The organism is Enterobacter sp. MALB-1 (assembly GCF_041021625.1).
Lineage (GTDB): Bacteria > Pseudomonadota > Gammaproteobacteria > Enterobacterales > Enterobacteriaceae > Enterobacter > Enterobacter oligotrophicus.
The window spans coordinates 4,264,987-4,287,766 of sequence record NZ_JBDPJL010000001.1 but is presented as its reverse complement, the minus strand read 5'-3'; the positions used below and the strand labels follow the sequence as shown (position 1 = coordinate 4,287,766).

20 protein-coding genes are annotated in these 22,780 nt (G+C 54.5%); 6 read left to right on the top strand and 14 right to left on the bottom strand.

What is annotated here, in order from left to right:
• The first annotated feature begins 19 nt into the window (after positions 1 to 19).
• Complete coding sequence (locus ABGB15_RS20565) at positions 20 to 838, top strand: AraC family transcriptional regulator (protein WP_152082955.1); 819 nt, start codon at positions 20 to 22, stop codon at positions 836 to 838.
• On the opposite strand, the gene araD is transcribed toward ABGB15_RS20565, so the two are convergent.
• The 8 genes from araD to yiaK all read right to left on the bottom strand — a co-directional run bounded on the left by araD (position 839) and on the right by yiaK (position 8,418).
• Complete coding sequence (araD, locus tag ABGB15_RS20560) at positions 839 to 1,534, bottom strand: L-ribulose-5-phosphate 4-epimerase (RefSeq protein ID WP_215723843.1); 696 nt, start codon at positions 1,532 to 1,534, stop codon at positions 839 to 841. It abuts the gene before it with no gap.
• Positions 1,528 to 2,388, bottom strand: a complete 861-nt coding sequence (locus tag ABGB15_RS20555) for an L-ribulose-5-phosphate 3-epimerase (protein WP_152082957.1) — start codon at positions 2,386 to 2,388, stop codon at positions 1,528 to 1,530. The genes araD and ABGB15_RS20555 overlap by 7 nt, the downstream gene beginning before the upstream one ends.
• 2 nt (positions 2,389 to 2,390) lie before the next feature.
• On the bottom strand, positions 2,391 to 3,044 hold the full coding sequence (gene ulaD / locus ABGB15_RS20550) for a 3-keto-L-gulonate-6-phosphate decarboxylase UlaD (protein ID WP_215723842.1): 654 nt from the start codon (positions 3,042 to 3,044) through the stop codon (positions 2,391 to 2,393).
• On the bottom strand, positions 3,041 to 4,546 hold the full coding sequence (locus tag ABGB15_RS20545; protein WP_215723841.1) for an FGGY-family carbohydrate kinase: 1,506 nt from the start codon (positions 4,544 to 4,546) through the stop codon (positions 3,041 to 3,043). The genes ulaD and ABGB15_RS20545 overlap by 4 nt, the downstream gene beginning before the upstream one ends.
• Before the next feature lie 76 nt (positions 4,547 to 4,622).
• Entirely contained in the window at positions 4,623 to 5,885 is a 1,263-nt protein-coding gene (locus ABGB15_RS20540; RefSeq protein WP_369064279.1) for an MFS transporter, read from the bottom strand.
• A gap of 103 nt (positions 5,886 to 5,988) precedes the next feature.
• A complete protein-coding gene (locus ABGB15_RS20535) occupies positions 5,989 to 6,915 on the bottom strand; it encodes a DUF4862 family protein (protein ID WP_215723840.1) in 927 nt (308 codons plus the stop codon).
• A gap of 26 nt (positions 6,916 to 6,941) precedes the next feature.
• A complete protein-coding gene (locus tag ABGB15_RS20530) occupies positions 6,942 to 7,409 on the bottom strand; it encodes a YhcH/YjgK/YiaL family protein (protein ID WP_215723839.1) in 468 nt (155 codons plus the stop codon).
• Between the two features lie 10 nt (positions 7,410 to 7,419).
• A complete protein-coding gene (gene yiaK / locus ABGB15_RS20525; RefSeq protein WP_215723838.1) occupies positions 7,420 to 8,418 on the bottom strand; it encodes a 3-dehydro-L-gulonate 2-dehydrogenase in 999 nt (332 codons plus the stop codon).
• A gap of 222 nt (positions 8,419 to 8,640) precedes the next feature.
• Here yiaK and yiaJ point away from each other — a divergent pair, with 222 nt between their 5' ends.
• Entirely contained in the window at positions 8,641 to 9,459 is an 819-nt protein-coding gene (gene yiaJ, locus ABGB15_RS20520; RefSeq protein WP_152082964.1) for an IclR family transcriptional regulator YiaJ, read from the top strand.
• A gap of 3 nt (positions 9,460 to 9,462) precedes the next feature.
• Entirely contained in the window at positions 9,463 to 9,933 is a 471-nt protein-coding gene (locus ABGB15_RS20515; RefSeq protein ID WP_215723837.1) for a 4Fe-4S binding protein, read from the top strand.
• A 4-nt stretch (positions 9,934 to 9,937) separates the two neighbouring features.
• On the opposite strand, the gene avtA is transcribed toward ABGB15_RS20515, so the two are convergent.
• Positions 9,938 to 11,194, bottom strand: coding sequence for a valine--pyruvate transaminase (gene avtA / locus ABGB15_RS20510; protein ID WP_215723836.1), 1,257 nt, complete (start codon positions 11,192 to 11,194; stop codon positions 9,938 to 9,940).
• Between the two features lie 177 nt (positions 11,195 to 11,371).
• The gene (locus ABGB15_RS20505) at positions 11,372 to 13,402 is read right to left on the bottom strand and encodes an alpha-amylase (RefSeq protein WP_215723835.1); all 2,031 of its coding nucleotides are present in this window, start codon (positions 13,400 to 13,402) and stop codon (positions 11,372 to 11,374) included.
• Between the two features lie 314 nt (positions 13,403 to 13,716).
• Between ABGB15_RS20505 and ABGB15_RS20500 the strand changes: the two genes are divergently transcribed.
• A complete protein-coding gene (locus tag ABGB15_RS20500; RefSeq protein WP_215723834.1) occupies positions 13,717 to 14,547 on the top strand; it encodes a protein bax in 831 nt (276 codons plus the stop codon).
• Positions 14,548 to 14,584: 37 nt separating this feature from the next.
• Here ABGB15_RS20500 and xylR read toward each other — a convergent pair whose 3' ends face one another.
• From xylR to xylF, 4 genes are all read right to left on the bottom strand, one after another.
• On the bottom strand, positions 14,585 to 15,763 hold the full coding sequence (xylR, locus tag ABGB15_RS20495; RefSeq protein WP_152082969.1) for a D-xylose utilization transcriptional activator XylR: 1,179 nt from the start codon (positions 15,761 to 15,763) through the stop codon (positions 14,585 to 14,587).
• Between the two features lie 34 nt (positions 15,764 to 15,797).
• Positions 15,798 to 16,979, bottom strand: coding sequence for a xylose ABC transporter permease XylH (gene xylH, locus ABGB15_RS20490; protein ID WP_215723833.1), 1,182 nt, complete (start codon positions 16,977 to 16,979; stop codon positions 15,798 to 15,800).
• Complete coding sequence (locus tag ABGB15_RS20485; RefSeq protein WP_152082971.1) at positions 16,957 to 18,498, bottom strand: xylose ABC transporter ATP-binding protein; 1,542 nt, start codon at positions 18,496 to 18,498, stop codon at positions 16,957 to 16,959. Before ABGB15_RS20485 ends, xylH begins: the two co-directional genes overlap by 23 nt.
• 72 nt (positions 18,499 to 18,570) lie before the next feature.
• Positions 18,571 to 19,563, bottom strand: coding sequence for a D-xylose ABC transporter substrate-binding protein (gene xylF, locus ABGB15_RS20480; RefSeq protein ID WP_152082972.1), 993 nt, complete (start codon positions 19,561 to 19,563; stop codon positions 18,571 to 18,573).
• Positions 19,564 to 19,935: 372 nt separating this feature from the next.
• Between xylF and xylA the strand changes: the two genes are divergently transcribed.
• Both xylA and xylB read left to right on the top strand, forming a co-directional pair.
• Positions 19,936 to 21,258 carry a xylose isomerase gene (xylA, locus tag ABGB15_RS20475; RefSeq protein WP_152082973.1) on the top strand — a complete coding sequence of 441 codons (1,323 nt, stop codon included), beginning with the start codon at positions 19,936 to 19,938 and terminating at the stop codon, positions 21,256 to 21,258.
• A gap of 57 nt (positions 21,259 to 21,315) precedes the next feature.
• A complete protein-coding gene (xylB, locus tag ABGB15_RS20470; protein ID WP_215723832.1) occupies positions 21,316 to 22,770 on the top strand; it encodes a xylulokinase in 1,455 nt (484 codons plus the stop codon).
• The last annotated feature ends 10 nt before the right edge of the window (positions 22,771 to 22,780 follow it).

Here is a 22,780-nt window from a genome sequence, read left to right as displayed (position 1 = left end):
AGTGGAATGGTGAATATTAATGCTCGAATTATCCATAGCGCTTCCGGTTAAAGTACAAAATGGCGGGTTATTTATTTCCCGTGGTGTGGGCCGCCATCCAGCGCGTAAACTCACATCGTGGGAGATCATATTTGTCGAAAAAGGGACATTAACGATTCAGGAAGAAAATACGGTGTTTGAGGTCAACGAGGGAGAGAGTTTACTGCTGTGGCCCAATCGGCGGCATGTGGGTATCGAAGACTTTCCGGCGGATCTCAAATTTTATTGGCTACATTTTGAGAGGGAAAATAACCAGCCCGATTTGCCCGATGCCTCTCTACTGGCAATAGAACAACACTGCAGCGTGCGGGACCCGCAATATGTGATCGCTTTATTTCGCCAGTTTTTAAGCGAGCAGGAAAAATTACAGCGAAGCCTGGCGCTGGAAATTATTCTGTTACTGATTTTGCAGCAAGTTTCTCTCTCTCCGGGATATGAAGACAAAGCCGACGACGCGGGAGCGGCCATGGCGTGGAAGGCAAAACAGCTTATTCGCACGCAATTCCATTTGCCAATATCTACCTCGCAGCTGGCAAAAGAGCTGCACTGTAATGCGGATTATCTGGGGCGGGTATTTCGCCGGACATTTCATTTAACCCTGACCGAAGCGATCCACCGCCAGCGCGTCAGGGCGGCTGAAAAACTGTTGCTGAACGATGCCGCCTCATTAACCGAAGTGGCAAACCGCTGCGGTTTTAATGACGTCGGCTATTTTCGGCAGATATTTTCAAAGCATACGGGGCTTACACCCGCCGTCTGGAAACGGCGGTACTGTAAGGAACACATCAATTCCGGGTAATCATTGCCCGTAATAAGCATTTGCGCCGTGCTTGCGCAGGTAATGTTTGTCCAGCAGCTCTTGCTGCATTACGGGCAGTTGCGGTGCGAGCTGACGTGAGAACAGGCCCATACAGGCGCACTCCTCCAGCACCACGGCGTTATGTACCGCATCGGCCGCGTCTTTGCCCCAGGCGAACGGGCCGTGGGAGTGAACCAGCACCGCAGGGATCTGCATCGGGTTTACGTCGCGCTCCTCAAAGGTTTTGATGATCACTTCCCCCGTCTGGTACTCATACTCCCCTGCAATTTCTGCAGGAGTCATCAGGCGCGTACAGGGGATCGCGCCGTAGAAATAGTCCGCGTGCGTCGTGCCCCAGGCCGGTAAATCCAGCCCCGCCTGCGACCAGATGGTGGCGTAGCGGGAATGGGTATGTACGATGCCGCCAATCTCCAGGTAACGACGATACAGCGCGAGGTGGGTCGGCGTATCGGAAGAGGGCTTTTTACTGCCCTCCACGATCTGGCCGGTCGCGATATTGACCACCACCATATCTTCAGCCGTCATCACGTTGTACTCCACGCCGGAGGGTTTGATCACCATTAACCCGCGTTCGCGATCGACCGCGCTGACGTTGCCCCAGGTAAAGGTCACCAGCTGGTGGGCGGGAAGCGCCAGGTTTGCCGCCAGCACGTCCGCTTTGAGTTGTTCTAACATGTCATGCCTCCTTCCTGCATACGGGCTTCAATCCAGCGGCGCGCCTGGATAATCTCCAGCACCGGCTCTTTGGCTTTTTCGGTCCACATTTCAATCAGAAACGCGCCGCGATAGTTCAGTTTATTCAGGGTGTTAAAGACGCCAACGAAATCAACGCAACCGTCGCCAAACGGCACATCACGGAACTGTCCGGGGCTGTGTTCGGTCACGGGTTGGGTATCTTTCAGGTGAATTGCGGCGATGCGGTCAATGCCCAGCGTCAGCTCGGCGGTGACGTCGTTGCCCCACGCGCTCAGGTTGCCGACATCCGGGTAAACGCTGAACCACGGTGACGCGAGCATCTCGTCCCACTTTTTCCATTTGCTGATGGAGTTCATAAACGCGGTATCCATGATCTCCACCGCCACCATCACCTGTGCGGCAGCGGCCTGCTCAATGGCCCATGCCAGCCCGTCGGCGAAGCGTTGCTGCGTCCCTTCGTCATGCTCTTCGTAATAGACGTCATAACCCGCAAGCTGGATGGTGCGAATGCCTAAATCGCGCGCCAGCTTAATGGCTTTGGTCATGATCTCGCGGGCGCGTTCGCGCACGGTTTCATCCCGGCTGCCAAACGGGAAGCGGCGGTGGGCGGATAAACACATCGACGGGATCGCCACACCGGTCTCCAGCATCGCTTCAACCAGCGACGCGCGCTGCGTGGTGCTCCACTCAAGACGGGATAACCGCTCGTCCGTTTCATCAACGGACATCTCAACAAAATCGAACCCGCAGCTTTTTGCCAGCACCAGGCGCTCTGGCCAGGTGAGATCTTTCGGTAGCGCTTTTTCGTAAATACCTAACGGATGCTGACGCATGGTTACGCTCCCCAGATGTCGCGAATTTGCGAGTGGAATGCCTGTGCCACCTGCGGTGGATTCGTCGCACCCGCCAGCGCACGACCGGCAATAAAGGCTTTAACATTGATCTGCTTAAACAGCGGCAGATCGGCGGGCGTGATGCCGCCGGTTATCGAGAGCTGTAAACCGATGTCAGAGAGGGCTTTCATTTTAGCGAGATCGGCTTCCCCCCACTGCTGTCCGCTGGCCTGCGCATCGCGCCCGCGGTGGTAGATCGCCTGTTTCACACCGACGCGATGCCACGCGCGCGCGTCGTCCAGCGTCCAGTGACCAAACAGTTCCATCTGGATCTCGCCACCACAGCGCAGTGCCACGTCGTGACCTTTTTCGACGGTCGCCAGCGGGGCGGCGCAGATGATGGTCATCCAGTTTGCTCCTGCCCCAAACGCCTGCTCAGCCAGCGTTTCCCCGGCGTCGGCTACTTTCCAGTCTGCCACGATGATCTTCTCCGGGCACTGTTCGCGCAGGGCGCGCACGGCGTTCAGCCCTTCGGTCAGGCATAAAATGGTGCCTGCTTCGACGATATCGACGTGATCCAAAAGCAAAGCGACATCGCGCTGTGCAGCCTGAAGTGAGGTATGGTCGAGCGCCAGCTGCAGTAATGGTCGGCTCATAGGTCGTGCTCCTTAACGCGGGCGTGATAACCCTGTAGTGCTGAAATCAGTAACTGGTAACGGTGATATTTGCGCTGGTAGGCCCCATGGGCGCGCATGTCGGGCTCAATGACCCGGATGTCATGTTTGAGGGCACGCTGAGCGGTGTGGAAATCGGGATAAACGCCGGTGCCAACCAGCGCCGCCAGCGCTGCGCCGGAACAGCCGGTCTCTTCCACCTGCGGAAGTTCAATCGCCAGGCCGCTGACGTCCGCGAGCATTTGCATCCACACATCCGAATGGGTTGGGCCGCCCGTAACACGCAGCGCCTTCACATGGGTAAAGCGTTCGAGCATGCGGTTAAGATGGGTCATATGGCTGAACACCACGCCCTCGTAGACCGCCTGTAACAGGTGAGCGCGGGTGTGTAGCGCCTGCATACCGTAGAAACCGCTGGTCATCTCCAGCCCGGCGTTGCTGCCATAGAGAAACGGCAGGAAAAACACCTCGCTTTCTGCTTTTGGCAGGCTGGCGACAGCCTGGTTGATCTCGCTGAACGAGATATCTCCCCACTGTGCAGCCAGCCACTCAAGGTTGCCGGAAGACGTGGGGCTGGCTTCGTGGACGATAAACTGCTCTGGATGAACGTAGCGGCCATAGACGTAAGGGTGCGGCTCGTTGTCACGAAGCGCATTGGCGATCCCGCTGGTGACGGCCCAGGTACCCATCACGGCGTTAAGCGTATTTTCGTCGTGCAGCCCGGCGCAGATCGCGGTGGAAACCACATCAAACAGTCCACCAACGACGGGTGTACCCGCCGCGAGACCGGTCAGTGCGGCTGCCTGAGCGGTGATTTCCCCGCAAATTTCTGCTGAACCGACAATGGGCGGCAGTGCACCGTCGATTTCACTGATACCGAGCCAGCGTGTGAGCTGCGGGTCGTACTGGCTGGTGTTCATGTTGTAGAGATTAGATTCCGAGATATTGCTCTCTTCGCAACCTTTTACCCCCGTAAGGCACCAGCGCAGATAATCATGTGCCATCATCACGCAGCCAATCTGCTGATAACGCAGCGGCTCGTTCTCTTTCACCCAGCATAAAAGCGAGGCCGGATGGCCCGTCCACAGCGTCTGGCGTGTATGCGGGTAAAGTTTTTCGGGGATGCCGTCCTGCTGCCAGCGCTGCACAATCTCCAGCGCACGGCGATCGGAGGAGAGCATGGCGTTACCCAGGGGCTGGTCATGTTTATCAAGAAGAAACAGACCTTTTCCCTGAGCAGAGATGCCGACGCCTTTGATCTGTTCGCCGTCAACGCCTGAATTGTTGAGCAGTAAGGCGACGGTAGCGTGGCAGTGCTGCCACAATTGGTGCATATCCCGTTCGGCGTAGCCTGCGCGCGGGCTGAGCGTGGCAACCGAGCGGCGTTCAATGCTGATTTCCTTGCCCTGGCTGTTATATAAACCGGCTTTCAGATAAGTACCGCCACAATCGATACCCAGCCAGAGGGGCTCTTTTTCACTCATCTTCTTCTCGCTTAATTGCCGGGTGGCGCTTCGCTTACCCGGCCTACGGTTTGGTTTAGTGGGTCAGGTGAGGGCATCAGGCTGCACGCTTGTGCGGGTTCACCGTAGGATTAGGTTCCGATCCGGCATCGCATTTCGCCGGTAACAGCAGGGCCAGCAGCGACGCCAGCGCCAGGGAAACGGCCAGGCAGTAAACGCCCGCATCCTTGCTGTACAGGGTGATCAGCACGCCTACTGCATACGGCCCGCAGAAGCCACCGAGGTTGCCCAGGGCGTTAATTACGCCGCGCGCACCGCCTGCCATCTCGGCACTGAAAAGCCGCGCCGGAATGGTCCAGAACACGCCAGCAGCCGACTGCAGGAAGAAGCCACAGCCCACCAGTGCGGCATAAGCCAGCCAGGTGTTCTCTTTTAACGCCACGGAGAGGAACATGCAGAGCGCGAATCCAATCAATGGCAGGGAGACAAACAGCTTGCGCTTGCCGGTGCGGTCAGAGAGTGAAGAGAACAGGAACATACCCGCAATGGCACCGATGTAAGGCAGGATGGCGAGCATCCCCACCTGGCCGATGCTGGTATGCGTCAGCTCTTTCAGGATGGTTGGCAGCCAGAGGGTGTAACCGTAAATCCCGGTCTGATAGAAGAAATTCAGGGCGATCAACTGCCACATGGTTTTGTCTGACAAAACCGCGCTGAGCGAAGCGTTTTTCACCTCTTTTCCGGCAATCGCCTGCTGCTCAGCGGCCAGCGTGTGGACCAGATAGTTTTTCTCAGCCTCGGAAATCCAGCGCGCTTCCTGCGGGCGGTCATAGACCGTAAAGGCCCAGAGTACCAGCACAACGACGGACATCAGCCCTTCAATGATGAACAGCCAGCGCCAGTCGAGCGCAGTGATGATCCACCCGGACAGCGGGGCCGTGATGATCCCGGCAATCGGCACAAACATGATCACAATCGCGTTAGCACGGCCGCGTTCTGCATCCGGGAACCAGTTGCTGATCATGGTGAGCACGACGGGCAGCATTCCGCCTTCCGCCACGCCGAGTAAAAAGCGCAGCCCCAGCAGTTGGTACTGGTTGGTCACAAGCCCGGTCAGAACCGAGATCACCGCCCAGGCGACCAGAGACCAGCCGATAAACTTCTTACCGCTGCCATGAACGGCAATCTTGCCGCCGGGAACCTGCAGGAACAGATAGCCGATAAAGAAGATCCCACCCGCCAGGCCCGCCATCGTGGCAGAAATACCTAACTCTTCATCCATACCGCCCGGCATCGCAAACGCAATATTCACGCGGTCCATATAGGAAATAATGCAGGCAATAAGAATCGGCGGAATGATTCTTAACCAGCGCTAGCGCGGAATATCCGCATGTAGAGCATGAGAAGACGTATTCATATTTTATGTCTCAGTCAATGTAACCGGAATAAGGATTTTTTTATTGTTATTGCGTTGCTTTATTCATGGCGCTAATGCCGTCGCGCAAAATAGCAATGCGATGGCTAACGTCAGCATTAGCATTTATTTCCAGTAACTTAATACCGGAGAATTTCAATGTTGCGGCGCTCGCCGCAGTAAATAGTGCTTTTGCATGTTCAATAGTCATTAAACTTTCGGTGCAGCACGAAGAAAACGGTGCGTGTAAATCCTGCCATTCCCCGTATTCTCCGCAGGTGGCGGTGCCGGAGAACATCAGCGCCCCCAGTTTTCCTGCCCGGAGCGCGGCCTGTACGTGCTCAACCGGAAGAGTGGTGTTACGCCCTTCAATGGCCGACCGCGCCCAGTTGATGCACACGCTGATATCCGTTCCTTTCACCACGTCCAGCACCTGCTGTAAGGGTAAGAACCCTTTGCGTGGCGCGGGGCCGGTCATGGAATCACAGTGTTCGAGTAGCAGATCGCAGGCCCAGTCCCATTGCGCGATTTCACGAATGGAGCGGGAGAAAGCCTCGGTGGCTTGTTCGACAGACGCATTACCCGCCTGCGGTGCCGCCTGCATTTCAAGGGCAATGACTTTGCCTGGAAAACGGGTATTCACGGCCTCAATCTTGTGATGCAGATGACGGTAATACTCAACGCTGGCTTTGCGCTGTGCTTCGTCAGCAGACGCCAGACCAAACGCGCCGTTGGTGCCACGGCGGCGCATGGTTTCCATTACCGCCGTTACGACAATTTGCCACTCCCCCGGCGTGTGGCGAAACAGCCATTCATCACCAAATGGGTGAAGATTTTCAAGACAAGGTTGTTCCAGCCCACGGATATACGGTGTGTCGGCAAGTTCCCGCCAGAAGGCCTGCTCTTCGTGTTCCCCTTTCTGGTGAAACGAGGGTGCGCAGGGGTACGCACCAATAATAAAACCGGTGTTGGTCATTTCGCTTTCCTGTATCTATCAGAAAATTAATCTAATTCGCTGAGTGCCACTTTCACCACAATTTTACGAATTGCAGTTTCGTTGTTTTTAATACAGGCAGGACGATGAACATCCTGCGGGAAAAATATGGCGTAGCTGCCGGGTATCATTTCGATAAATGATTCATTTTCACTGTCGAGATAAAAAATAATATCCCGCTGTTCCAGCAATGACTCACTTATTTCGTTATTACCGGTATCAATAGCGATACCGATTTTTTCCTCCCCCCAGGCCAGAAACTGAATATCAAGATAGCGGCGGTGGATCTCCGGGCGATTCTCATGCGGCTCTCTGGTGGTCAGGTCGAGCACCTGAGCAAAGATGTTACGCCCGTCAATTTCCACCACGCCCGGCTCCAGCGTGGTGAAATCCGTGGTGCGCAGAAAATTAAGTGCTTTTTCAATCGCCTGCGGCAGGCGACACGGATTTGGCTGCGAAATATGTCCGAATAGCATGGCCCACTCCTTACAGAGACTGGATTTTTGCCCATACGCTGTCGTCAACGGTGATGCCGTTGCGGCGGTTTTCTTCCAGCAGGCGCGTAAACTCATGCCCCGGCAGACGGACAGCGACGTTTTCGTCGGACCGTTCCGCAGTGGTGATGAAATCCATGATGCGCTGCAGTTTGGCATCGCGGGTTGGCCCGTCGATCAGGCGATCCACTTCGATGGCAATAAAGATCTGCGACACGCCGTACTCATCGCTGTTGTCCTGAGTCACTTCCGCCACGGAAGAGCCATTGGAGAGCAGGGTGGCGATCATATCGAGCACGATGGATAAACCAGAACCTTTCCAGTAGCCCATCGGCAGAATGCGGCGGTTTTTCTCAATCACGCCCGGTTCTTTAGTGAGGTTGCCTGCGTCATCAAAGCCGCCATCCACCGGCAGTTCACGCCCAGCCAGACGATTCACCTCCAGCATGCCGTAGGAGAACATCGACATCGACATATCCACCATAGTGATTGGGCTGGATGGGATCGCGACGATCAGCGGGTTGGTACCAATACGGCACTCTTTTGATCCCCACGGCGGCATCACGGCGATGGAGTTGGTCCAGCAAATTCCGATATAGCCTTTCTCCGCCGCCTGCCAGCCGTAGCTGCCACCGCGCATCCAGTGGTTCGCGTTACGCAGCGCCACCAGGCCAATACCGTGATCGGAAGCCAGCTCGGTGGCGCGATCCATCATTTTCTTCGCCGTCAGGTTGCCGATGGAACGCCGGGCATCCCACTGTTCGATGGCCCCCAGCGTGGTAATACGTTCTGGCAGGGCGTCCGGGATGATATCGCCAGCATCAAGCTGCTGAATAAAACGCGGGAAACGGTTCACGCCGTGTGAGTAGACGCCGGATTCCGTGGTGCGGGCAAACATCTCGGCGCACGCATCCGCGGTATCTGCTTTCACGCCACGTTCGAGCAGAACCCGGTTGAACGCCGCTTTCAACTCATCAAAGGTCACTTTCATCCCTGTTCTCCTGTTTTTAGGGGCAAGTGTGAGTGCTTTTTTATCTCTAAATTTCACTATGCAAAATCTGATTTCAAATATAGCGATCAAATTTTGACAGATCAACGACATTCATGATTTTCAAAATCGATTAAAATCAAACGGTTGTGTTTTTTCTGTTGAGATCGTGAACTGAACCACACTTTGCGCTACCATCAGGGCGCGACAAAAAGGAGCCATTTGATGAGCATGAAAGAGAGCGAAATGACGCAAGAAAAAGAGAGGCCCGCAGGTAGCCAGAGCTTGTTTCGCGGCCTGATGCTGATTGAGATCCTCAGTAACTATCCGAACGGGTGCCCACTGGCGCATTTGTCAGAACTTGCAGGGCTGAATAAGAGCACCGTGCACCGGTTATTGCAGGGGCTGCAGTCTTGCGGCTACGTGACGCCAGCGCCTGCGGCGGGCAGCTATCGCCTGACCACCAAATTCATTGCCGTTGGGCAAAAGGCCCTGTCATCGCTGAATATCATCCACGTGGCGGCACCGCATCTTGAGACGCTGAATATCGCGACCGGCGAAACTGTGAACTTCTCCAGCCGTGAAGACGATCACGCCATCCTGATTTACAAACTGGAGCCGACGACCGGCATGCTGCGCACGCGTGCTTATATCGGCCAGCATATGCCGCTCTATTGTTCGGCGATGGGTAAGATCTACATGGCGTTTGGCCATCAGGATTACGTGGCGAGCTACTGGGAAAGCCACCAGGAACAGATCCAACCTTTGACCCGCAACACCATCACCGAACTGAGCGCCATGTATGATGAGCTGGCGGAAATCCGTGAGCACAGCATGGCGATGGACAAAGAAGAGAACGAGCTGGGTGTCTCCTGTATCGCCGTACCGGTGTTTGATATTCATGGCCGCGTGCCGTATGCGATTTCCATTTCACTGTCGACTTCCCGCATGAAGCAGATTGGCGAGAAAAATCTGCTCAAACCATTGCGTGAAACGGCAGAAGCGATCTCAAAAGAACTGGGTTTTAACGTACGCGAGGCGTAACAGATGAACCGATTTATCGTGGCAGATTCGACAAAATGCATCGGGTGCCGCACCTGTGAAGTGGCCTGCGTGGTGTCGCATCAGGAAACCGAGGACTGTGCTTCCGTCTCCCCGAAAGCCTTCACATCCCGTATTCGGGTGGTTAAGGGCGGCTCGTTCACCACGGCTGTCGGTTGCCATCAGTGTGAAGATGCCCCTTGTGCCAATGTCTGCCCGACAAATGCCATCCGCCGCGCGGCAGGGTTCTGGCGGGTGGAGCAGGCGCGTTGTATTGGGTGTAAAAGTTGTATGGTGGCCTGTCCGTTTGGGGCAATGCAGGTTCGGTGGGTGGGAAATAATACCCAGGCGTTGAAATGTGATTTATGCGCGCATCGCGAGAGCGGACCTGCCTGCGTTGAAGCATGTCCGACTCACGCGTTACGCTGTGTTGATCCCGCCAGATTACGCGCCGAACGGCTGCATCACCTGGTGTGAGTGCTTACTGACTTTCTTCTTGCCAGGCGTTCTCAATCTCTTCGGCGAGAATTTTAACACCCGCTTCGATTTTCTCCGGGTCGGGAACGTAGTTCATGCGCATACACTGGTGCGTGTGCGGCCACGGCTTATCCAGCCCTGGGAAGAAATAATCGCCCGGCACCATCAGTACGCCGCGTTTTTTCAGACGCTGGTATAGCAGTTCAGTGGTGATCGGCAGATCTTTAAACCACAGCCACAGGAAAATTGCCCCTTCAGGTTTGTGGATCAGGCAGCGTTCTTCCGGTAAGTAGCGGCGAATGATCGCGATAGCCTCCTGAACGCGCTGATAATAGAACGGCTTAATAACCTCATTCGACAGGCGCAGCAGATCGTTGCGTTTAATCATCTCGCACATCATCGCCGGACCGATACCGCCAGGTGAAAGGCTGATAATGCCGTTCATATTGGTAATGGCGGAGATGATTTTTTCATTGGCGATAATGATGCCGCATCGGCTGCCTGGCAGGCCCAGCTTGGAGAGGCTCATGCACAGGATGATGTTCGGATTCCACAGCGGACGTGCTTCGCTGAAGATAATCCCAGGGAACGGCACGCCATAGGCGTTATCGATAACCAGAGGGATGCCGTGCTGATTTGCCAGCGCATCCAGCTTCATCAGCTCGTCATCGGTAATCACGTTGCCGGTCGGGTTGGTGGGACGTGACACGCAGATCATCCCAGTCTCTTCACCGATATGCAGATGCTCAAAATCGACGTGATATTTGAACTGGCCTTCCGGCAGCAGTTCGATGTTCGGACGCGCTGAGACAAACAGGTCTTCTTCAAGGCCGGAATCGGCATAGCCGATATACTCTGGTGCCAGCGGGAACAGCACTTTTCTGGTGGTGCCGTCGGCACGTCGTCCTGCGAACAGGTTGAACAAGTAGAAAAATGCGCTCTGGCTGCCATTAGTCAGAGCAATATTCTGTGGTTCGATATCCCAACCCAGCTCTTCACGCAGCATGTCGGCGAGGAGTTTCAGTAGCTCGGTTTTACCCTGAGGGCCGTCGTAGTTGCAAAGCGCATCGGTCGCTTTACCGTTTTCCAGCATCTGCGCCAGCAGTGTCTGGAAATAGGCATTCATCTCCGGGATTTGAGCCGGGTTTCCGCCGCCGAGCATGATTGCGCCCGGTGTGCGCAGCCCATCGTTGAGATCCTCCATCAGGCGGGTAATGCCTGAATGGCGGGTAAATTTGTCGCCGAAAAGTGAAAAGGTCATAGCAGGTGATCTGTCGGGCTTATTATGAAAGTGGGTAACCATAACGCTAGCATCGAGCGGGTGCAAATCAGGAGGTGCGGTGTGGTTTGTTGTTTTGTGTGGTGGGTTTGAATTTGTGTAGTGAATTGTTCTGGTGGTGTTTCCCTCTCTTCTGCGGGAAGAGAGGGAAAGTAAAGGCTACGGATTCCCCGCCCACACCACCATGGCTTTATCGCCCTTATGTTCACGCACAAAGCCATAACCTTCTTTCAGCGAAAGCGTGGTTTGCTTGCCCTCGCCAATTGCCGGATGACGGGCGCGGAACTGGCCTAAAATCTGCCAGTGGGCGACGGCTAACGCCTGCTTGCCCGTTACGTCCTGCCAGTTCATATCTGAGCGCGTTCCCTGCAGCGGGTCGGAGCCTGTCGGCCCGAATGGACGTTCTGATTCATCTCCGTAATAGATTTGCACGCTTCCCGGTGCCAGCAGGAGCAGCTCTGCGGCGCGTTGCCCGCCTTCGCGGAACAGTCGCGTATCGTGTGAAGAGAGATAGCTCAGTACGTTAAAACTCTGCAGTTTCTCCGCCATCTGCTGCCAGATGAGGTCCATATCGGCCAGACAATCTACCGCTTTTGCCGCCTGTTCCTGGTAGTCAAAGTTGATCATCGCATCGAAACCGTGGCGGTAGTACTCACTTTGCATGACGCCGTGTCCCCAGGATTCACCGGTCATCCAGAACGGGGCATTATCGAGTTTTTTATCCGGGTTGGCGGCTTTCCATGCGGCCAGCGCCTGGCTTGCCTGATCTTTCAGTTGCTGCCACGCGTCGAGTTCAACGTGTTTTGCGGTATCGACCCGGAAACCGTCGATACCGTAGTCACGTACCCACTGGCTGAGCCAGTGAGTCAGATAATCACGCGGGGTGTAGCCTGGAATCGCTTTAGCATGGGTATCAGGCTTGTGTTGATAAAATTCAGGTAAACCGGAAGGCGTTGTGGATTCGGTTTTCACGTCTGGCAGGAATGCCAGCGACATGGTCAAATCATCGAAGCCGGGATTGTCATAATCACCAATATCGGTGCGGACCCACTTTTTGCCCCACCATTTTTCCCATGCGGCTTTATCGCTGAAATTAATGTAATCATTAAAGCTATGCCAGCTTTGACCAGCGCCTGGCTTCCAGTCGGTCCAGCGTTCGCCCAGCGTTTTTTTCAGCTCATCACCCTGAAGGTACAAAGCACCAAACTGAAATTCCTGCATATCCGCCAGCGTAGCGTAGCCCGTATGGTTCATCACGATGTCGAACAGAATACGGATACCGCGCTTGTGCGCTTCGTCGACAAGGTGGCGTAAGTCATCTTCGGTGCCCATGTTCGCATCAAGCGTTGTCCAGTCCTGCGTGTAGTAACCGTGATAGGCGTAGTGGGGGAAATCACCTTTTGTACCGCCGCCCACCCAGCCGTGGATCTGCTCCAGCGGAGAACTGATCCAGAGCGCATTGACGCCCAGTTGCTGTAAATAGTCGAGCTTGCTGGCAAGCCCTTTAAGATCGCCGCCGTGGAAGGTGCCAATCTCCTGCATGCCGTCTTTATGTCGGCCGTAGCTGTTGTCATTCGTTGTGTCACCATTAACAAAGCGATCGGTCAGCACGAAATAGACGGTGGCGTTTTGCCAGCTAAACGGTGCCGGTTTGTCAGTTTCGGCACGCTCAAGCAGAAGCAGGCCGTTGCTGTTGGCGGCAGGCTGGAGGGTGATTTGGCCGTTCTGGACTGTCGCGGTCTGTTTGCTGTAGAAATCGCGCACGACGGTTCCTTCCGGGAAAGTGTGGCTAACGTTCAGCGTCAACGGTTTATCGTCCCATTTTGGGCACTGACGCATGACGCTGGCGACGGGGTGTTCTGCCGCGCTTTGAACCGTTAACATCAGCGTGGGCGTGCCCGAACGCGTATCAATGCGCATCTGGTACTCACCATCGCGGAACAATCGCCACTGCGGTGGCGTACCTTCGCACGGTTTGAGCGAAAGCATCTCGTTGAGCTTTATGGCGTCTGTTGGCTGCCAGCACGCGTTGTCAAAACGTAACGTCAGGGGACGCGTACCCTTCGTCAGCTTTGCCTGGCTGGTGAAAACCCCGGTGCCTTCGGCGTTAAACGCGCTAAATCCAGGTGATGACCACTCTGCCTGTGCCAGTGCGGGTAGTAGCAGAAAAGCGATTGCGGTGCGTTTCATTCCATTTTCCTGTCGCGGCATTTTTAACCAGTGTGCCATCGGGTGCAGATGAAAAACTCCTCCCCTGGCGCTTTCTGCCAGGAGGACGCGAAAGGATGAGTGATCGCGCGCAAAATTAAGCAGTTATCTGCGATATCGCGCACATTTTTTCAGAAATGATGTTTTAGTGAGCCGCTTTCAGGTGACATAGTTTCGGAATTGGACTATTTCTATACGTGCTCTTGAAGTCTATTTTTGCTATGATTTGAGATTCCGCTCTCAAATTTGTGAAAAAAATAAGGTGTTGGAATGTTTATATCCGACCAGGAGACCTAATGATATCGACTCCCATTCGACGATATGGGGCCGCGATACTCATGTTACTCACCATGACCATGGCATTTTCGGGTGAGGTGCTTGCGAAGACGCACACGGATACAACGAGTAAGAAAGCCCACGTTATAAAGACGACAAGTAGTAAGGTTAGCAGTAAACAAGAGTATTCTCGCAATAGTGCAAAGAGTAGTTCACTTCCTGATTTGCGAAAATACCCTTCCGGAACACCAAGGAAAAAAGCGTTTCTCCGGACGGTAATGCCTTACATCACAAGTCAAAATGCCGCGATTACGGCGGATCGTAACTGGTTGATCGCCAAACAGTACGATAGCCGCTGGTCGCCGTCTGAACGCTCGCGCCTGAAAGAAATTACCAAACGCTATAAAGTGAAATGGAGCGGCAACACGCGTCGCGTGCCGTGGAACTCGCTTTTAGAGCGCGTGGATATCATTCCTGGCAGCATGGTAGCGACGATGGCTGCAGCCGAAAGCGGCTGGGGAACCTCGAAACTTGCGCGTAACAACAACAACCTCTTCGGCATGAAATGTGCGAAAGGACGTTGCGCCAATGCGCCAGGCAAAGTGAAGGGGTATTCGCAGTTTGCGTCTGTAAAAGATTCCGTGAATGCCTATGTGGTGAACCTGAACACGCACCCTGCTTACGCTTCGTTCCGTAAATCACGCGCTCAGTTGCGTAAGGCGGATCAGGAAGTGACGGCAAGCACGATGATCCACAAGCTGAAAGGGTATTCCACGCAGGGGCAGCGCTATAACAACTATTTGTTCGCGATGTACCAGGATAACCAGCGTTTAATCGCCGCGCATATGTAACTCAAAAAACGCCTTCCACTGGAAGGCGTTTTTGTTTCTATATCAACACTTCGCTGTGCCGTTCCCGATACTCTTTCGGCGTGGTGTCATACTCCTTTCTGAACACCGAATAAAAATACTGTAATGACGGGTAGCCACACATCTGCGAGATTTCATTGATGGAAAGCGAGGTGGAGATCAACAGGCTGCGCGCTTTCTCCAGCTTTTCGGCATGAATGACCGCGTGGATGGTTTCACCCACTTCCTCTTTAAAACGTTTCTCCAGATTCGAACGAGAAATACCGACAGAATCCAGTACCTGATCAACCTTGATGCCTTTGCAGGCGTGATTACGAATATAGTGCATGGCCTGAATCACGGCCGGATCGTTTAACGAGCGATAGTCAGTGGAGCGTCGTTCCACTACGCGCACAGGGGGAACCAGCAGGCGCTGAAGCGGCAACGCTTCGTTATCCAGCAAACGATGAAGCAACTTAGCGGCCTGGTAACCCATCTGACGTGTGCCTTGTGCCACCGAGGACAATGCCACGCGTGACAGGTATCGCGTCAGTTCTTCGTTATCGATACCAATGACGCACAGCTTTTCAGGCACTGGAATATGTAAATGCTCACAAACCTGCAGTACATGACGGGCGCGGGCATCTGTTACGGCAATAATTCCTGTTTGCGGCGGCAACGTTTGCAGCCAGTCCGCCAGGCGGTTTTGCGCGTGCTGCCAGTTTTCCGGTGCGGTTTCTAGCCCCTGGTACACCACGCCCCGATACTTCTCCTGGGCTACCAGCTGGCAAAATGCGTGCTCACGCTCTACCGCCCAGCGCTTACCGCTTGAGGCCGGTAAACCGTAAAAAGCAAAGCGATGCACGCCTTTCTCTTTTAGATGCAGAAATGCGCTTTCAACGAGCGCGTGGTTGTCGGTGGCAATGTAATGCACGGGCGGGTAGTGCTCAGGCGTGTGATAAGAGCCGCCGACGCCCACAATGGGGACGTCGACGCCACTCAGCAATTGCTCGATCACGGGATCGTCATAGTCCGCGATTACGCCATCGCCCAGCCAGTCTTTGATGTTCTCAAGACGGGTGCGAAAATCTTCTTCAATGAAAATATCCCACTCGGATTGCGACGCCTGCAAATATTCCCCAACCCCTTCAACCACCTGGCGATCGTAGGCTTTGTTGGCATTGAATAACAACGTAATGCGGTGACGCTTTTCAAACATGGCTTACTTTCCCAAATAAGTAACAATACTGTTCTCAGGCACGCCGCTTGGTGGCAGAGTCCATCCAGACTGCCAGCAAAAGAATGGCACCCTTGACGATATACTGCCAAAACGTCGGGACGTCCATCATACTCATCCCGTTATCCAGCGAAGCCATAATAAATGCGCCCATCACCGCACCGGCTACGCTGCCCACACCGCCTGCGAGACTGGTGCCGCCGATAACGCAGGCAGCGATAGCATCCAGCTCTGCAATATTACCGGCTGAGGGTGAACCCGCCCCCAGACGCGAGCTGAGGATCAACCCCGCAATGGCTACCATCAGACCGTTGATGGCAAAGACGGCGAGTTTCGTTCGCTCCACGTTGATGCCTGACAGACGCGCCGCCTCAAGGTTACCGCCGATGGCATAAATACGGCGTCCAAACGCGGTGCGCGTCGCCATAAACATGCCGCCCAGAAGCAAAAGTGCCAGCAGCAGTACGGGCGTCGGGACGCCGCGGTAGTCGTTCAGAAGCCAGATAGCACCCAGCACAATCACCGCGGTGAGTGCCTGACGTCCCACCACGGACGTTGATGCCGGAGAGGCCAGACCCAGCGCCTGACGGCGCATTCGTCCCCGCCACTGCCATGCCACAAATGCCATCAGACCCACAACACCCAGCGTAAAGCCGACGCCATCTGAGAGGTAACTCTGCCCAATCTGCGACATCGCGGCGCTGGTTGGTGAGACGGTCGTGCCGTTGGTAATGCCAATCAAAATCCCACGGAAGGCCAGCATCCCGGCGAGGGTGACGATAAACGACGGCACTTTGCGGTACGCCACCCACCAGCCGTTCCAGGCTCCGAGCAACAGACCGAGCACCAGCGTGACGGCAATTGTCAGCGGCAGCGGCCAGCCAAGCCAGACGTCAAAAATTGCCGCCACCCCGCCGAGCAGACCCATCATCGACCCCACCGACAGGTCAATTTCCGCAGAGATAATGACAAAGACCATCCCTACGGCCAGAATGCCGGTGATGGCGGTCTGGCGCAGCAGGTTTGAGACGTTACGCGCGCTTAAGTACGAGCCATCAGTCATCCAGGTAAAGAACAACATAATGGCAATAATCGCGGCGATCATCACAAAAACCTGCAGGTTAAGCGCTTTTAGCCCCGCGAAAGCGCCGGGCGTCGGAACAGCGACTTTGATATCAGACGGGTTGCTTTTCGACATGGCGTTCGCTCCTTAAGGCGGCTTCCATCACCTGCTCTTGTGTCAGGTTCTGGTTAATCAGGTTGGCTTTCAGTTTCCCTTCATGCATGACCAGCACGCGGTCGCTCAGGCCGAGCACTTCGGGGAGTTCAGACGAAATGACGATGACGGCAATCCCTTGTTGCACAAGCTGATTAATCAGTTTGTAGATTTCATATTTCGCACCGATATCAATCCCGCGAGTGGGTTCATCGAGGATCAAAATGCGCGGATTCAGGAGCAGGCAACGTGCCAGAATCGCCTTCTGCTGGTTGCCTCCGCTCAGGCGTCCAATGGCCAGATCCGGGGAGGAGGTTTTCACCTTAAGTCTCGTGAGTGACTGGAGAATACACTGCTGCTCGGCGGCGTCATCCAGGCTGCTCAGCGCACCGGAAAACTGACTGAGGGCCGCCAGCGTGATGTTTTTACCGACAGCCATGACCGGCACGATGCCATCTTTTTTGCGGTCTTCTGGCACCATGGCAATACCACGGGCAATCGCCTGCTGGCAGTTTTCAATCTTTACATGCTGGCCGTCGATATAAATAGTGCCTTCCCAGCGTCCAGGCCAGACACCAAACAGGCATTGCACGGCCTCGGTACGCCCCGCACCAACCAGACCGGCAATACCGAGGATCTCTCCCCGGTGGAGCGAGAAGGAGATATTATTTACGCGCTTGATGTGACGGTTAACGGGATGCCACGCGGTCAGATTTTCCACTCGTAGCACTTCCTCGCCAACAGTATGAGGTTCGTTCGGGTACAGCGCAGTCAGCTCGCGCCCTACCATCATGGTGATGATGTCATCTTCACTCATACCTGCCGCTTCGCGCGTGCCGATATGCTGGCCGTCGCGGATCACGCAGATGGTGTCTGAAATGGCTTTTACTTCATTGAGTTTGTGCGAAATATAGATGCAGGCGATGCCGTGGTTTTGCAGATCGCGGATGATGTCGAGCAGGACGGCCGTTTCCTGTTCGGTGAGCGAGGCCGTCGGCTCGTCAAGGATTAACAGCCTGACCTGTTTGTTCAGTGCCTTGGCGATTTCAACCAGTTGTTGCTGGCCCAGACCTAAGTCGCCCACGCGGGTGTCCGGTGAGATGGCAAGGCTCACTTGCGCCAGCAGTTTTTCGCAGCGCAGCGTCATGGTGTCGTAATCCAGCACACCGTGGCGTGAAAGTTCGGCTCCGAGGAAAATGTTCTCCAGCACAGTGAGGTGCTTCACCAGCGCCAGTTCCTGGTGAATGATAGCGATGCCTTTTCGTTCGGTATCGCGAATATGTGTGGCCTGAATGACTTCACCGGCAAAGACGATTTCGCCGTCATAGCTGCCGTAAGGGTAGATGCCGCACAGCACTTTCATCAGCGTTGATTTGCCGGAACCATTTTCGCCGCACAATGACACCACTTCGCCAGGGTTCAGCCGCAGGCTGACATTGTCGACCGCCTTCACTGCGCCAAAGGCTTTGGTGATGCTTTTCATTTCAAGTAAATAAGGCATAACTGCTCCACATGGCCCGAAGGAAGAACAGTACAAATCGATGCGCCCCCGCCAGGCAGGGGCAGCGCTGAATTACAGTTCACTCTTTTTGTGGAAACCGTCTTTAATCACCGTGGCGTCAATGTTCTCTTTATTGACTTCAATTGGCGTAAGCAGGCGAGACGGGACGTCCTTCAGCCCGTTGTTCAGAGAAGCGTCGGCTTTCGGCTGCTGACCATTTCCCAGCTCAACGGCAATTTCTGCGGCCGTATTTGCAAGCTCGGTGATGGGCTTATAAACCGTCATGGTTTGGGTGCCTGCAATAATGCGTTTTACGCCAGCAAGGTCGGCATCCTGGCCCGAAATAGCGACTTTCCCGGCCAGACCCTGTGCGCTGAGTGCCTGAATCGCACCGCCAGCCGTTGCATCGTTAGAGGCCACAACGGCGTCGATTTTGTTGTTATTCGCCGTTAATGCATTTTCCATAATTTTCAGCGCATTTTCTGGCAGCCAGCCATCAGCCCATTGATCGCCGACGATTTTAATTTTGCCGTCGTCAATATATGGCTTAAGGACTTTCATTTGTCCTTCACGGAACAGTTTGGCATTGTTATCCACCGGTGAGCCACCCATCAGGAAATAATTCCCCTGAGGCACTTTATCGACCAGACTTTTTGCCTGTAATTCACCGACTTTTTCATTATCGAATGAAATATAGAAATCAATATCCGCATTATTAATCATGCGGTCATATGCCAGAACTTTTATGCCTTCCTGTTTGGCTTCTTTAACGACGTTACTTAATACCTGGCCGTTGTACGGGATAATGACCAGCACGTCGACGCCACGGTTGATCATATTTTCAATTTGCGACATTTGCGTTTCTTCGTTGCCGTTAGCCGACTGAACGAATACCTCTGCGCCAAGAGATTCTGCTTTTTTAACAAAAATATCGCGATCTTTTTGCCAGCGCTCCAGGCGCAGGTCGTCAATCGCCATGCCGATTTTGACCTCTTTCGCATGTCCGGCAAAGCTGGCAAGCAGGAGAGTAGTGCAGAGAGTCAGGTACAGGTTCTTTATCTTCATAATTATTGGGCCTTTTTGTAGGAGTACGTTGCTGTTGAGATAAAAGAAACATTCACTGCTGAGACGCAGCAAATTTTTAACGTGGAAAGGCGGTCTGGCAATTACAGATTTTTATCTTCTCGTTACGATATTTGGTTTATTTCTGAATTTATGACCGCGATCGGATTTTAAAATGCGTAACCTATTAATTACATTTGATTCTGGAATACGCGCCGAAAAATAGTTTGTCTGCACATTATTTTGCGAGCCAGCGCACAGTTGTGCATTCTCTCAATAGCAGTGTGAAATAACGTAATTGAGCAAGCCGGAATGTGTATTCACTATTACTTACGTCATTACACCTCGCCGCATACCCTGATTATGGAGCTCAATATGCAAGCCTATTTCGACCAACTCGATCGCGTTCGTTACGAAGGCACGAAAACCACCAATCCTTTAGCATTTCGTCACTACAACCCGGATGAGCTGGTGCTGGGTAAGCGCATGGAAGACCATCTGCGCTTTGCCGCCTGTTACTGGCATACCTTCTGCTGGAACGGTGCCGACATGTTCGGTGTTGGCTCTTTTGACCGACCATGGCAACAACCTGGCGAAGCCATCGAACTGGCGAAACGTAAAGCGGATGTTGCGTTTGAATTCTTCCACAAGCTGAACGTACCGTACTACTGCTTCCATGATGTGGATGTCTCCCCGGAAGGCGCGTCACTGAAAGAGTATTTGAATAACTTCGCGCAGATGGTGGATGTGCTGGCGGCAAAACAGCAACAAAGCGGCGTGAAACTGCTGTGGGGGACGGCGAACTGCTTCACCAATCCACGCTATGGCGCAGGCGCAGCAACCAACCCGGACCCGGAAGTGTTTAGCTGGGCAGCTACTCAGGTTGTGACCGCGATGAATGCCACGCATCAGCTGGGTGGCGAGAACTATGTCCTGTGGGGCGGCCGCGAAGGTTATGAATCCCTGCTGAACACCGATCTGCGCCAGGAGCGTGAACAAATTGGCCGCTTTATGCAGATGGTCGTTGAGCACAAACACAAAATCGGTTTCCGCGGTACGCTGCTGATAGAACCGAAGCCGCAGGAGCCAACGAAGCACCAGTACGATTATGACGTTGCCACGGTGTACGGCTTCCTGAAGCAGTTTGGTCTGGAAAAAGAGATCAAAGTCAACATTGAGGCTAACCACGCCACGCTTGCGGGCCACTCTTTCCACCACGAAATTGCCTCTGCAATTGCGCTGGGTATCTTTGGTTCTGTGGATGCTAACCGTGGCGACCCGCAACTGGGCTGGGACACTGACCAGTTCCCGAACAGCGTGGAAGAGAATGCGCTGGTAATGTACGAAATCATCAAAGCGGGCGGCTTCACCACCGGTGGCCTTAACTTCGATGCCAAAGTGCGTCGTCAGAGCACTGACAAATACGATCTGTTCTACGGCCATATCGGCGCAATGGATACCATGGCGCTGGCGCTGAAAGTGGCGGCTCGTATGATTGAAGATGGCGAGCTGGATAAACGTGTGGCGAAACGCTATAGCGGCTGGAACAGTGAGCTGGGCCAGCAAATTTTGAAAGGTCAGTTATCGCTTGCTGAGATCGCGCAGTACGCTGAACAGCATCACCTGGCACCGCAGCACCAGAGCGGGCATCAGGAACTGCTGGAAAACCTGGTGAATCACTATCTGTTTGATAAGTAATAACGTAGGCCCGGTCAGCGTAGCGCCACCGGGCATTTCAGTTAAAGGAGTCACCGAATGTATATCGGGATTGATCTTGGCACATCGGGTGTGAAAGCCATTCTGTTAAGTGAGCAGGGCGACGTACTGGCAACACAGACTGAAAAGCTGCAGGTTTCACGTCCACATCCGCTATGGTCGGAGCAGGACCCGGAACAGTGGTGGCAAGCGACGGACCGCGCAATCAAAGCCCTGGGTGAACAACACAGCCTGCGCGAGGTTAATGCGCTGGGCATTGCCGGGCAAATGCACGGCGCGACGCTGTTGGACAGCCAGCATCGGGTGCTGCGGCCGGCCATCCTCTGGAATGATGGCCGGTGCGCGGAAGAGTGCGCAATCCTCGAAGAGAGCGTGCCTGCGTCCCGTGAAATCACGGGCAACCTGATGATGCCAGGGTTTACGGCACCAAAACTTTTGTGGGTGCAGCGCCATGAGCCGGAGATTTTCCGTCAGGTGGCGAAGGTGCTGCTGCCAAAAGATTATCTGCGTTTTCGTATGACGGGCGATTTCGCCAGCGACATGTCTGACGCAGCGGGCACCCTGTGGCTCGATGTGGCGAAACGAGACTGGAGCGAGGCGATGCTCGACGCCTGCCATCTGACCCGTGACCATTTGCCAGCCCTTTTTGAGGGCAGCGAAATGACGGGCACCCTGCAACCTTCTGTTGCGGAACGCTGGAATATGCCTGTAGTACCGGTTGTGGCCGGTGGTGGAGATAACGCAGCGGGAGCCGTTGGCGTGGGGATGGTCGAAGCAGGGCAGGCCATGCTCTCGCTCGGCACCTCCGGCGTCTATTTTGCCGTCAGCGACGGTTATCGCAGTAACCCTGAAAGTGCAGTTCACAGTTTTTGCCATGCGCTGCCGGGGAAATGGCATCTGATGTCGGTCATGCTGAGTGCCGCATCCTGCCTTGACTGGGCGGCGACGCTTACCGGAATGCCAGATGTACCGGCGCTGATCGCAGCAGCACAGCAGGCGGATGACAACGCAGGTGCGCTCTGGTTTTTACCGTATTTGTCCGGCGAGCGAACGCCTCATAATAACCCGGAAGCAAAAGGCGTGTTTTTTGGCTTAACCCATCAACATGGCCCGGCAGAACTGGCGCGGGCCGTGCTGGAAGGCGTGGGCTATGCGCTGGCAGACGGGATGGACGTGGTGCATGACTGTGGCTTGAAACCCTCAAGTATTACGCTGATTGGTGGCGGGGCGCGCAGCAATTACTGGCGGCAGATGTTGTGCGATATTAGCGGGTTAACGCTGGATTACCGTACCGGTGGTGATGTCGGGCCTGCGCTCGGCGCGGCGCGGCTGGCGCAGATAGCGGTGAACCCTGAGAAGCCTTTGGCTGAGCTGTTGCCGCAATTACCGCTTGAACAACAGCATCTTCCCGATGCGAAAAATCACGCCCGCTATGCAGAGCGACGTGAAACTTTCCGCAAAATTTATGAACAACTTGTACCGCTGATGTCATAAACATCGCTGC

Bases quoted from the DNA above. Each gene is read 5' to 3' on its own strand.
- ABGB15_RS20565 (WP_152082955.1), top strand. From the start codon at position 20: ATGCTCGAATTATCCATAGCGCTTCCGGTTAAAGTACAAAATGGCGGG.
- araD (WP_215723843.1), bottom strand. From the start codon at position 1,534: ATGTTAGAACAACTCAAAGCGGACGTGCTGGCGGCAAACCTGGCGCTT.
- ABGB15_RS20555 (WP_152082957.1), bottom strand. From the start codon at position 2,388: ATGCGTCAGCATCCGTTAGGTATTTACGAAAAAGCGCTACCGAAAGAT.
- ulaD (WP_215723842.1), bottom strand. From the start codon at position 3,044: ATGAGCCGACCATTACTGCAGCTGGCGCTCGACCATACCTCACTTCAG.
- ABGB15_RS20545 (WP_215723841.1), bottom strand. From the start codon at position 4,546: ATGAGTGAAAAAGAGCCCCTCTGGCTGGGTATCGATTGTGGCGGTACT.
- ABGB15_RS20535 (WP_215723840.1), bottom strand. From the start codon at position 6,915: ATGACCAACACCGGTTTTATTATTGGTGCGTACCCCTGCGCACCCTCG.
- ABGB15_RS20530 (WP_215723839.1), bottom strand. From the start codon at position 7,409: ATGCTATTCGGACATATTTCGCAGCCAAATCCGTGTCGCCTGCCGCAG.
- yiaK (WP_215723838.1), bottom strand. From the start codon at position 8,418: ATGAAAGTGACCTTTGATGAGTTGAAAGCGGCGTTCAACCGGGTTCTG.
- yiaJ (WP_152082964.1), top strand. From the start codon at position 8,641: ATGAGCATGAAAGAGAGCGAAATGACGCAAGAAAAAGAGAGGCCCGCA.
- ABGB15_RS20515 (WP_215723837.1), top strand. From the start codon at position 9,463: ATGAACCGATTTATCGTGGCAGATTCGACAAAATGCATCGGGTGCCGC.
- avtA (WP_215723836.1), bottom strand. From the start codon at position 11,194: ATGACCTTTTCACTTTTCGGCGACAAATTTACCCGCCATTCAGGCATT.
- ABGB15_RS20505 (WP_215723835.1), bottom strand. From the start codon at position 13,402: ATGAAACGCACCGCAATCGCTTTTCTGCTACTACCCGCACTGGCACAG.
- ABGB15_RS20500 (WP_215723834.1), top strand. From the start codon at position 13,717: ATGATATCGACTCCCATTCGACGATATGGGGCCGCGATACTCATGTTA.
- xylR (WP_152082969.1), bottom strand. From the start codon at position 15,763: ATGTTTGAAAAGCGTCACCGCATTACGTTGTTATTCAATGCCAACAAA.
- xylH (WP_215723833.1), bottom strand. From the start codon at position 16,979: ATGTCGAAAAGCAACCCGTCTGATATCAAAGTCGCTGTTCCGACGCCC.
- ABGB15_RS20485 (WP_152082971.1), bottom strand. From the start codon at position 18,498: ATGCCTTATTTACTTGAAATGAAAAGCATCACCAAAGCCTTTGGCGCA.
- xylF (WP_152082972.1), bottom strand. From the start codon at position 19,563: ATGAAGATAAAGAACCTGTACCTGACTCTCTGCACTACTCTCCTGCTT.
- xylA (WP_152082973.1), top strand. From the start codon at position 19,936: ATGCAAGCCTATTTCGACCAACTCGATCGCGTTCGTTACGAAGGCACG.
- xylB (WP_215723832.1), top strand. From the start codon at position 21,316: ATGTATATCGGGATTGATCTTGGCACATCGGGTGTGAAAGCCATTCTG.